The organism is Micromonospora palythoicola (assembly GCF_036689795.1).
Taxonomy (GTDB): Bacteria; Actinomycetota; Actinomycetes; order Mycobacteriales; family Micromonosporaceae; genus Micromonospora; species Micromonospora palythoicola.
On record NZ_JBAGKI010000001.1, the window covers coordinates 241735 to 251790 of the forward strand.

9 protein-coding genes and 1 pseudogene are annotated in these 10056 nt (G+C 69.4%); 7 read left to right on the top strand and 3 right to left on the bottom strand.

Going from position 1 to position 10056, the window contains the following annotated elements:
* Positions 1-38: 38 nt before the first annotated feature.
* On the bottom strand, positions 39-779 hold the full coding sequence (locus V5O40_RS01055) for a M50 family metallopeptidase (protein ID WP_332903646.1): 741 nt from the start codon (positions 777-779) through the stop codon (positions 39-41).
* Between the two features lie 132 nt (positions 780-911).
* Here V5O40_RS01055 and V5O40_RS01060 point away from each other — a divergent pair, with 132 nt between their 5' ends.
* Positions 912-1463, top strand: coding sequence for a Uma2 family endonuclease (locus V5O40_RS01060; protein ID WP_332903647.1), 552 nt, complete (start codon positions 912-914; stop codon positions 1461-1463).
* Between the two features lie 118 nt (positions 1464-1581).
* On the top strand, positions 1582-2331 hold the full coding sequence (locus tag V5O40_RS01065; RefSeq protein WP_204004703.1) for a GH25 family lysozyme: 750 nt from the start codon (positions 1582-1584) through the stop codon (positions 2329-2331).
* A gap of 81 nt (positions 2332-2412) precedes the next feature.
* On the opposite strand, the gene V5O40_RS01070 is transcribed toward V5O40_RS01065, so the two are convergent.
* Entirely contained in the window at positions 2413-2649 is a 237-nt protein-coding gene (locus V5O40_RS01070) for a hypothetical protein (RefSeq protein WP_332903648.1), read from the bottom strand.
* 1285 nt (positions 2650-3934) lie between these two features.
* A pseudogene (locus V5O40_RS27880) lies at positions 3935-5110 on the bottom strand (serine/threonine-protein kinase); the annotation flags it as partial.
* Between the two features lie 92 nt (positions 5111-5202).
* Between V5O40_RS27880 and V5O40_RS01080 the strand changes: the two are divergent.
* From V5O40_RS01080 to V5O40_RS01100, 5 genes are all read left to right on the top strand, one after another.
* Positions 5203-5415, top strand: a complete 213-nt coding sequence (locus V5O40_RS01080) for an acyl-CoA carboxylase subunit epsilon (RefSeq protein WP_332903650.1) — start codon at positions 5203-5205, stop codon at positions 5413-5415.
* Positions 5416-5525: 110 nt separating this feature from the next.
* A complete protein-coding gene (locus tag V5O40_RS01085) occupies positions 5526-6026 on the top strand; it encodes a hypothetical protein (protein WP_332903651.1) in 501 nt (166 codons plus the stop codon).
* A 1387-nt stretch (positions 6027-7413) separates the two neighbouring features.
* Entirely contained in the window at positions 7414-8559 is a 1146-nt protein-coding gene (mycP, locus tag V5O40_RS01090) for a type VII secretion-associated serine protease mycosin (RefSeq protein WP_408631812.1), read from the top strand.
* Positions 8560-8700: 141 nt separating this feature from the next.
* Positions 8701-9357 (top strand): Maf family protein, encoded by a 657-nt coding sequence (locus tag V5O40_RS01095; RefSeq protein WP_332903653.1) that lies wholly within the window; start codon positions 8701-8703, stop codon positions 9355-9357.
* Between the two features lie 9 nt (positions 9358-9366).
* Positions 9367-10020: an O-methyltransferase gene (locus V5O40_RS01100; protein ID WP_269739845.1), complete on the top strand. Its 654-nt coding sequence runs from the start codon at positions 9367-9369 to the stop codon at positions 10018-10020.
* The last annotated feature ends 36 nt before the right edge of the window (positions 10021-10056 follow it).

Below are 10056 nucleotides of genomic sequence, written 5' to 3' on the forward strand. Positions count from 1 at the left end.
ACCGGGGGGCGGTGCGGGTTGCCGGCCGGGCACCGAAATCAGGTGAGGCCGGCCTCGGCGAGCAGTGGGCCGGCCAGCAGCAGGCCGCCGGCCGCCAGCACGGCGAGGTTGACCAGGCCGAAGAGGACCACCCAGAAGAACGCCGGCAGCGGGGTGATCCCGGCCAGCTGGTCGGCGTCGGAGGCCGGCATGCCGCGCCGCGCACGCATCCGCTGCAACTCCACCACCGGGCGTACGCCGCCGAGCAGCAGGAACCACACCCCGGTCCACGCGAAGGCGGCCTGGACCTGCGGGCTGGCGTACCAGGAGACCGCGAGCACCGCACCCCCGACGATCACCAGAGTCAGCGCGCCGTAGAGGTTGCGGATCATCACCAGCATGGCGAACAGCAGGAGCACCGCGATCCACAGCAGCAGGGTGATCCGGTTACCGGCGAGCAGCCACGCCCCACCCAGGCCCACCAGAGGCGGGGCCAGGTAGCCGGCGAGCAGGGTGAGCACCATTCCCGGGCCGGTCGGGCGGCCGGCGGACAGCGTCAGGCCCGAGGTGTCCGAGTGCAGCCGGATGCCCTGCAGCTTGCGTCCGGTGAGTACGGCGACCAGCGCATGACCGCCCTCGTGGGCGATGGTGATCGCGTTACGGGCGACCCGCCACGGCAGTCGGGTGGCGACGACGAGCAGCGCGACCAGCCCGGTGAGCACCACCAGCAGCGGCGGCGGATCGGGCTGCGCGCCGAAGAGGCGTTCCCAGAAGTCGGCCATGCCCTCGATCGACACCATGACGCGGCAGCCTACCGCGCACGTTCCGCCGCCAGCGCCGAGCCAGGTGAGCGTTCCGGTGTCGGTCCCGGGTCAACCGGTCGTATCGTGTGAGACTGCCCGGGTGGCGATCGGATCGGGAGGTGAACGCCGGTGAGCGCGGCCCCCCTGGAACCCCACGTCGGCCTCTGGACGGAGGACGAATACTTCGGCACGGGTGAGACCAATGCCCGGTTCGAGCTGCTCGACGGAAGCCTGATCGTGAGCCCTGCCCCGAGCAAGCGGCATCAACTGGTGTCTCGATGGCTGGCCAACAGCCTCGACGCGGCGGCTGCTCCGCTCGGCCTCAACGTCTTCGAGGCGGTCAATCTTCGGCTCGGGCCGAACCGAATCGCCATTCCGGACGTCGTGGTGGCCGATACCGACGACGAGGGCAGCGTGGTCGAAGCCGCCGAGGTGGCGCTCGTCGGAGAGATCGTGTCGCCGGGTAACGCCGCCGCTGACCGAGTGCTCAAGATGCAGCTCCACGCGATCGCCCGGATCCCCTGGTACCTGCTGGTCGAGCAGGACGGCGAGACCCACGCGCTGCGGCTCTACCGGCTGGACGGCGGGCACTACGTCGAGGACCGGGTGGCCAAGGCCGGCGAGACGCTCACCCTCACCGACCCGTTCCGCTGGCAGCTTGACCCGGCCACGCTGCGTTGATCGCCAGGTGGAGCGCCACCACAACCGGTGCATCGAAAGTTGTCTTGATCCCTCTTGCCCTGACCAACGATCTCCTTCAAAGATGTCTGTCTATCGACAGTCGTCTCAGGAGGACGCCATGGGTCGGACCAGATCACTGCGTCGGCTGACCGCCGCCGCACTCGCCGTACTCGCCACCGCTGCCGCCGGGCTCGTCGCCACCGCGACCCCGGCCGCCGCCGCCACCGTGCCGGGCATCGACGTCTCGCGTTACCAGGGCACCATCAACTGGACGAGCGTCCGCAACTCCGGCATCCAGTTCGCCTTCATCAAGGCCACCGAGGGTACGAGCTACCGCGACCCGAACTTCAACACCAACTACGTGAACGCGTACTACGCGGGAGTGATCCGCGGCGCGTACCACTTCGCCCGGCCCAACATCTCCTCCGGCGCGGTCCAGGCGAACTTCCTGGCCTCCAACGGCGGTGCCTGGTCGGCCGACAGCCGCACCCTGCCGGCCGCGCTCGACCTGGAGGCGAACCCGTACAGCGGCGGCTACTGCTACGGCCTGAGCACCACCGGCATGCGCAACTGGGTGCAGGACTTCCTCAACACCTACCGGTCCCGCACCGGCCGGTACGCGGTCATCTACACCACCACCAGCTTCTGGAACCAGTGCACCGGTTCCTGGAGCGGGCCGTGGAACAACCACCCGCTGTGGGTGGCCCGCTGGTCGTCCTCGGTCGGGGCGCTGCCGGCCGGCGCCCCGTTCTGGAGCTTCTGGCAGTACACCGACTCCGGCAGCGTCCCCGGCATCAGCGGCGGCGTCGACCGCAACTACTGGAACGGCGACCGCAGCCGGCTGATCGCGCTGGCCAACAACACCTGACGTACGCCGCGACGGCGGGCCGACGTCCTTCGCTCGGAGCGGACGTCAGCCTGCCGTCGCGCCGGGTGTCACCGGGAAATCTCAGGCCCGCCGCCGCGCGGTCATCGCGACCGGCACACCCATTCCCGCGCTCCGGGACACACTGCCCCGGCGGGTGAGATGCCAGCCGGCGAACGCGGCTCCGGCGAGCGTCACCAGACTCAACAGGGTCGCCAGCACCGCGACTCCGACGGTGGCGACCAGCAGTACGACGTTGCCCAGCACCACGGCCGTCCACAGTGCCAGCCGGGGCCGGGCGTCCCTTGCTCGGTAACCCATCTCGGGCCTCCCTTCCGTCGTCGGAGATCAGATACCCCGAACGGCGAAGGGCCATGCCTGCCGATCAGTCCTGCCGGTCCGGCACGAACTCGCGGAAAATCATCTCGAAGTTCGCCAACTGCTCGTCCCAGTCACGGTCCGCGACCTCCCAGCGCAGCGCGAAGCCCCGGTTGCTGGCGGGGACGAAGGCCCGGTTGCGGACCCGGATGCGGGTGCCGTCGCGGGTTTCCCGCCAGTCCCAGTCGGCGCAGGTCCGCCACTTGCACTTGAACGAGGAGATGTCGATGTACTCGTACTCGCGGACCAGGTTCTTCCGGTTCGGCTCCTGCGATCGCCAGTCGGCTTCGGCGTCCCGCTTCGGCGTGTCGGTGCGGTCGATGAGCAGTTCCCGTACCCCGTCCGGCTCCCGGTAGATGACCGAAGTGCCGCTGGTGCTGCGTCGCCAGCCGTCGGGTATCGGCACCTTGAAGCCCACCGGGTCGGTCCGCAGCGTCCAGCCCTCCGGCAGACCACCGGCCGATTCCGAGGCGCTGGGCGACGCCGACGGGCTTGGCGAGGCGGACGGGCTGGCCGGCGGGTCGCTCGGCGGCGGGGCGGCCGGTTCTGATCTGGTCGGGGCCGGCGCGCTGCTGGTGCCGTTCGCGGCCGGCGGAGTTCCGCCGTCCTCGTCGCCACCGTTGAGCAGCGGCACCGCCACCACCACGCCGAGCAGCAGCAGCGCCACCACGGCACCGACGAGCACCGCACGCCGGGTCCGCTCCGAGCGGAACTGCCCGGCCTTGAAGACGTTGCCGCGGGTCGGGGCCGGGCTGACCGGGGCCGCCGGCATGACCGAGGTCGGCTGCGGCGTACGCAGGCTGCCGTCCCCCGCCGGCTGATCCAGCCGGGTGCGGCCGCCGACCGGCCGGTCACCGCTCGCCTCGTCCGGTGCGGCTTCGTCCGAGTGCGCCTCGCCGGCCGTCGCACCGTTGTTCGTCGCGTCCGGTGCCGTGTCGGCCCCGGCGCTCGTCGGATCCGCCGAGGCCGAGTCGGTCCGGTCGCCGGCGGTGGCGTCCGATCCGTCCTGCTCGTTGGTCGGCGCGGACTGCCCGTCGCCGGTGCCGTCCTCCGGCACCCCGACCGCGCCAGCGGCGACCGGAGCGGTACCACCCTCCGGCCCTCCGGCTGCCGCGGCGGCGGTCGACGCGGTGCCGGCACCGGCGGCCAGGGCGGTGTCCCGGTCGCCCGTCGGCGAGTCGGCCCGACGCTGCCGGTGCTCCGAGTCGTCCGGACCGGCGTCGGCCAGCCCCGCGTTCGAAGGGCTGCTCGGCGAGAGCTTGGCCGTCGGGTCGGCAGCGGCGGTGCCGTCCGGACCGGCGACCCGTGCCGTCGGAGTGGCATCGGCGCGGCCGTCCGGCCGGTCGACCTTCGCCGTCGGGTCGAGTTGGTCACCTGTCGGACGGTCCGCTGTGGAACCAGCGGCAGCCGCACCACCGGCCAGTAGCCCTGAGGTGGGTGGCGTACGAGGTGCGGGCGGTGTGACCGGGGTGGACGGCCGCTCGCCGGAGGGGCGTGGCGCCGGCACCAACGGCGGGCGTGGCTCCCGCGGTCCGTTCGGCCCGGGTCGGCGTACGCCGTCGAGCAGCGAGATGCCCCGGGCCCGGCGCCCAGCGGCCCGGCGCAGCATGCGCTCGGCCGACTCGGCGGTGATCCGCTCCTGTGGGTCCTTGCGCAGCAGCCCGGCGAGCACCTGCTTGAGCGGCCCGGCGTTGCGGGCCGGCGGCACCGGCTCGGTGGCCAGCGCGGCCAGGGTGCTGATCGCCGAGGGGCGCGCGAAGGGGGACCTGCCCTCGACAGCGGCGTACAGGGTCGCGCCGAGCGACCACAGGTCGGCCTCCGGGCCGAAGGTGCCGTCGCGGGCCCGCTCCGGCGCGATGTACGCGGGCGAGCCGAGCACCATGCCGGTCCGGGTGACGTTCGGGTCACCGGGGATCGTGGCCAGCCCGAAGTCCGTCAGCACCACCCGGCCGTCGGTGCCGAGCAACACGTTGCCGGGCTTGACGTCGCGGTGCATGATGCCGGCCTTGTGCGCGGCCTTCAGTGCGTTCAGCACGCCCAGACCGATCTCCACGGCACGCGCCGGCGACACCGGGCCGTCCTCGGCGATGGTGTCCTGCAACGACTTGGACGCCACGTACTCCATAACGATCCACGGATCGCCGTCGGTGCGGAGCACGTCGAAGATGCGTACCACGTTGATGTTGTTGAGCCGGGCGATGGCGCGTGCCTCGCGCAGCGACCGCTCGCGCATCTCGCGACGTTCGTCGCTGGTCAGGCCCGGCGGCGGGACCAGCTCCTTGATGGCGACGTCGCGGTGCAGCACCTCGTCGCGCGCCTTCCATACCCGACCCATGCCGCCCTGACCGAGCGGCGAGAGCAGCCGGTACCGGTCGGCGACGAGTTGGGGGGCAGCTTCTGACATCGCTGAGACGGTACCCGGCAGCGCAGACGGTCACACCGCCGGCACGCCACTGTGCGACGAAGGTCAGCCTCCGGTCCGCGTACCCTGAGGTCATGTCTGTCGAAGAGCCGTTGTTCCGGGTGGTGCGCGGCGTGCCGACCGCCGAGGAACTGGCCGCGTTGGTGGGCGTGATCGCCGTCCGGTCGCGCCCCACGGCCCGGCCCGCGCCGGCCCCGGCGTCGGTCTGGGCGCGCAGCGGCCGTCCGTCGGGCGCGGGGCTGACGCCCGGTGCCGGCAACTGGCGCACCTCCGGCCTGCCTCGCTGACCCCGTCTGGTTCCCGGCAGCCCGGTCGGGCGCGACCAGGGCTGCCGGAGGGAGCGTTCACCGTCTAACCTCACTCAGGGGAGCGAGCCCGTGACAGATTGGGAGGGCCGATGATCCCTGAGGAGGATCGACACGCGTCCTGGTTGGGCGGTTCCGGGGGCGTCGAGGCCGACATCCGGCAGCTACGCGACTTCGCCGAGCAGCTCCGCGCCGAGGTGGAGAGCAGTTACGCACCGCACCTGCGGTACATCGCCGACGACATGCTCACCACCGTGCCCAACCCGGCCGACGCGTTCGTCGAGCTGGTGCACTTCATGCGTACCCACTGGGAGACGCAGCAGGCGACCACCAACGCGGTCTGGGGCGTCGGTGACGCCACCGGCAACCTCGCGGCGGCCGCGAAGCTGGTGGCCGAGCAGTACGCCGACACGGACGCCTTCGCCGCCGCCCGCGTCGCCGACGTCCACCGAGCATTCGATGAGCGGCACACTGCGCCACCCGTCAGCGAGACGCTCGGGCAGCCCGGCCCGCCGCCACCATCGGCCGTGGCCTCGCCACCGCTGGTCGACCCGACCGGCACCGACAACACCGGCCCGGTGGTGGTGCCATGAGGGAACCGGGCGTCGGCCGCAGCGGCGGCCTGACCGAGTGGCATCTGATGAACGTGGCCGACATGTGGGCCTGCCTCCAGGGCCACCACACCGACAACCACTGGCGTCACGTCGCCGGCTGGCGAAAAATCGCCGAGCTGTCCGGCCAGCATCTCGGCCGACTGAGGACGTACCGCGAACGCCTGGCTCAGGCCTGGCCGCCCGAGACCAACGCGGCCTCCCACGCCTACCTCGTCAAGCTCGACGAGCTGATCGAACAGGTGCAGCGCACCCACGACGCCGCCGCCACAAACCAGACCGCGCTGTCGGCCGCGACCCAGGCCCTCAGCAGCAGCCGAGACAAGATCGAAAAAATCCACCAGGAGTACGCCGACAAACTGCAACAGAAGCGCTCCTGGGAACAAACCGCCGCCGACCCTAAAGCTGCCGCCGCCAGCCGAGCCATTCAGTCACCGGTCACCGACTCGGACCTGGAGCAGCTGAACATCCAGGCCCGCAACGTGATGTACGGCCTCAGCACCGAACTCCAACAGGCCCAAACCCAACTCCGCCACCCACCTACACAGGTGGTGCGCCTTGGGGACCGTTCCCACGAACTCGTGGATCCATATTCCACTGGGGAACCTGCTCCGGCAATTCCACCGGTTGTGCCGCTTTTGTCGCGCATAGAGACTGGATCAGGGAGGCAAGCAGGTCCCGCAACACAACCTCTGTCAGCGACTCCCCCTCCCGGCACCGGTCCGGTGCTCGGCAGCGCTCCGACAGTCCCGTCTCCAGCAACCTCGGATACCAGAGTACCGACTCCTGCACTACCGAACCAAGTCGCGCCGCCCACATTAGGAGTCGTGCCACCTCTTCTTGGGACACCTGGTCGCCGGATAGGTCCGAATAACCTTACCCCTCCGTACGAAATCAGCAGAAAGTCACACACGAGGCCAACCGCCGTCCACCCTCAGGGCTCACCTCATACTAATTTACCCCAGAATGGCATTATTGGCGGACTACCCGCCACCGGATCAACCCAACCAAGCTCCGGACATAATCAGCCGCGTCGCACAAGTCCGGTCGGCGGAGTAATAGGTGGTGGGGGTGCTGGCGTCGCCCCTACAGGCGGAGCCGGTTCTCGCCCTGGCAATCGCAGCTTCCCAGGGATGAATTACAGTTCCTTACCCGGCTTTCTGTCTGGCACCGTCGGGGAAAGCTCCACGACCGCGCACCGCGGCAGACGGGCTCTGGATATCAATGACCCACGCAAATGGGATCCGGACTACCCGTGGAAGACCAGCCAAGGCGTAGATCCGGTCTTACGTCCACCTGAAGATCCAGGTCCCATAGACCCCGGCCCAGCTATCGGCCTTACCACGTGACTGTCTACATTTCTCGGTACGTGGTAGCCATCCTAACGTCGGCGACCGTGGTTAGCGTGTTGCCGGTCGCTTTACCAAGCCCGGGAGCCACCCCGAAAGATGTCGTCCGGCAGGTGCGGGCTGACCAATGGCACCTTCCCTATCTTGAAGTGCCGGAGGTGCATCACCTTAGCCAAGGGGAAGGCGTGATCGTGGCGGTTCCTGATACAGGCGTCCATCCCCATCCCGATTTAGCAAGAAATCTGCTAACGGGGAAGAATCTCCTGCCCGGAAGCCGTGGTGACGGCCGCAAGGACCCGAACGGGCACGGAACGGCGATGGCCGGCATCATCGGCGCCCATGCTCAAGGGAGAGGAAGGGGAGTGTTAGGGATAGCGCCCAGAGCACAAGTACTCCCAATCATCTCCTCAACACACGATAACGTCGGAGATACCGAACGACTAGCTCTTGCAATCGAGTATGCGATTGGCGAAGGGGCGGATGTTATAAGCATCTCCGGCGGCGGCGGAACTAACCCGCGTCTAATTCGCGCATTACAGTCGGCCCAACTATCCGATGTGGTTGTTGTCGCAGCAGCGGGAAATATTTCAACCGACTCCACGGTAATTTATCCTGCAGCGCTCGACACCGTCATCGCGGTAAGCGGCATCGACCGAAGTGGAGAATTTTGGGTAGGTTCTGCCTATGGGCCGCAGGTAGACGTGAGCGCACCAGCAGTAGATATCTATAGCACCGGCCCCGATATGGGATATCGCCGAAGCACCGGCACATCGGGCGCCACCGCTATCGTTGCTGGAGCAGTAGCACTTATCCGGGCTAAGTATCCCTATCTGCCGGCTGACGAGGTGGCGCATCGGCTGACGGCGACTGCGATCGACAAGGGGCCGCCGGGGAGGGACGACCAGTACGGGTACGGAGTCATCGATCTTGTGGCGGCGCTGACGGCGGACGTACCGCCGAGGGGTTTCGGGTCGGTGCCGGCGGATGCGCCGGACACGGCCGGTCCTAGCACGGCGGCGGCTGGGCCGCCGGCTGACGATGGGCGGGCGGCGACTGTCCGCGGCCTGGTCACGCTGGGGGTGCTGGTGGCGGCGGGCGGCGTTTGGGCGCTGGTGGCCCGGCATCGACGCCGTTCCGATGATCCGCCACCTCGGGTCACTCGCTGACGCAGCGGCATCGCGCTTCCCCGAGGCTGCGGAAATCGCGTGGCGGGTCGCGGCTACGGGTGTCGTTCGTCTGCTACTTCACAGCGAGTGGGCGAGCGGTGCGCGGTGAGGCGTACGCGGGCAGGCGGTAACGTCGGCGGGGTGTCTGATGCCCTGCCGCTTCGCCTCGTGCTCGCGTCGGCGAGCCCAGCCCGTCGCAAGTCTCTCCAGGCTGCCGGCATCGAGCCGGACGTGCTGGTCAGTGGAGTCGACGAATCGCTCGTGGTGACCGAACGGGCGGAGGATCTCTGCCTCGAGTTGGCCCGGCTCAAGGCGCAGGCCGTGCTGGGTCGGCTGCGTCCCACCGACGACGAGCGCACCCTTGTGCTCGGCTGTGACTCGGTGCTCGCCTTCGACGGGGAGATCTTCGGCAAGCCCGACAACGAGGCCGACGCGACCCGACGGTGGGAGCGGATGCGTGGGCGTAGCGGGGTGCTGCACAGTGGGCACTGTCTCGTCGACACTGCGGCCGGGCGACGCGCGGAGGCGGTGGCCTCCACCGTGGTGCACTTCGCCGACATCAGCGACCACGAGATCGCCACCTATGTCGCGACCGGCGAGCCGCTGGCGGTGGCCGGTGCGTTCACGATCGACGGATTGGGCGGGCCGTTCGTGGAGCGGATCGAGGGGGATCCGGGGACGGTCATCGGGCTTTCCCTGCCGTTGCTGCGGAGGCTGCTCGCCGAGTTGGATCTGCGGATCACCGATCTGTGGACGAAGGTCGCGCCTGGTAACCAGACCGTCGAACCGCTCGGTTAGGTTCCGAGGATGACGCTGAAGTCGATTCCACTCACCGACGACCTGCACCGGTACCTCGTGGCGCACGGCGCCCCGCCGGACGAGGTCATCAGCGACCTGGCGCGGGAAACGCTCGCGCTGCTTCCCGAGCACGCGTCGATGCAGGTCGCGCCGGAACAGGCCGCCTTCCTGACGTTCCTGACCCGGCTGATCGGCGCCCGGCAGGCGGTGGAGGTGGGCACCTTCACCGGGCTGTCGTCGCTGGCGATCGCCCGTGGGCTGGCCGAGGGTGGGCGGCTGACCTGCTTTGACATCTCGGAGGAGTACACGAGCGTGGCCCGCCGGTACTGGGCGCGGGCCGGTGTCGACGACCGGATCGACCTGCGGATCGGGCCGGCCGGTGACACGCTGCGCGAACTGCCGCACGAGCGGTACCTGGACTTCGCCTTCATCGACGCCGACAAGACCGGCTACCCGGTCTACTGGGCCGAGTTGGTGCCTCGGATGCGGCCCGGTGGTGTGATCGCCGTGGACAACGTGTTGCGTAACGGTCGGGTGGTGGCACCGCAGAGCGCCGACGACCGGGCGATCGCGGCGTTCAATGAGGATGTGCTGGCCGACGTACGGGTGGATGCCGTGATGCTGCCGATCGCCGACGGCCTGACCCTCGCCCACGTGCACTGACGCCGACGCCGGAGGTATCGACCGGACTTCGAGGAC

Excerpts from the sequence above, each read along its gene's own strand:
- V5O40_RS01100 (WP_269739845.1), top strand. The coding sequence starts at position 9,367 with ATGACGCTGAAGTCGATTCCACTCACCGACGACCTGCACCGGTACCTC.
- V5O40_RS01065 (WP_204004703.1), top strand. The coding sequence starts at position 1,582 with ATGGGTCGGACCAGATCACTGCGTCGGCTGACCGCCGCCGCACTCGCC.
- V5O40_RS01070 (WP_332903648.1), bottom strand. The coding sequence starts at position 2,649 with ATGGGTTACCGAGCAAGGGACGCCCGGCCCCGGCTGGCACTGTGGACG.
- V5O40_RS01085 (WP_332903651.1), top strand. The coding sequence starts at position 5,526 with ATGATCCCTGAGGAGGATCGACACGCGTCCTGGTTGGGCGGTTCCGGG.
- V5O40_RS01055 (WP_332903646.1), bottom strand. The coding sequence starts at position 779 with ATGGTGTCGATCGAGGGCATGGCCGACTTCTGGGAACGCCTCTTCGGC.
- V5O40_RS01080 (WP_332903650.1), top strand. The coding sequence starts at position 5,203 with ATGTCTGTCGAAGAGCCGTTGTTCCGGGTGGTGCGCGGCGTGCCGACC.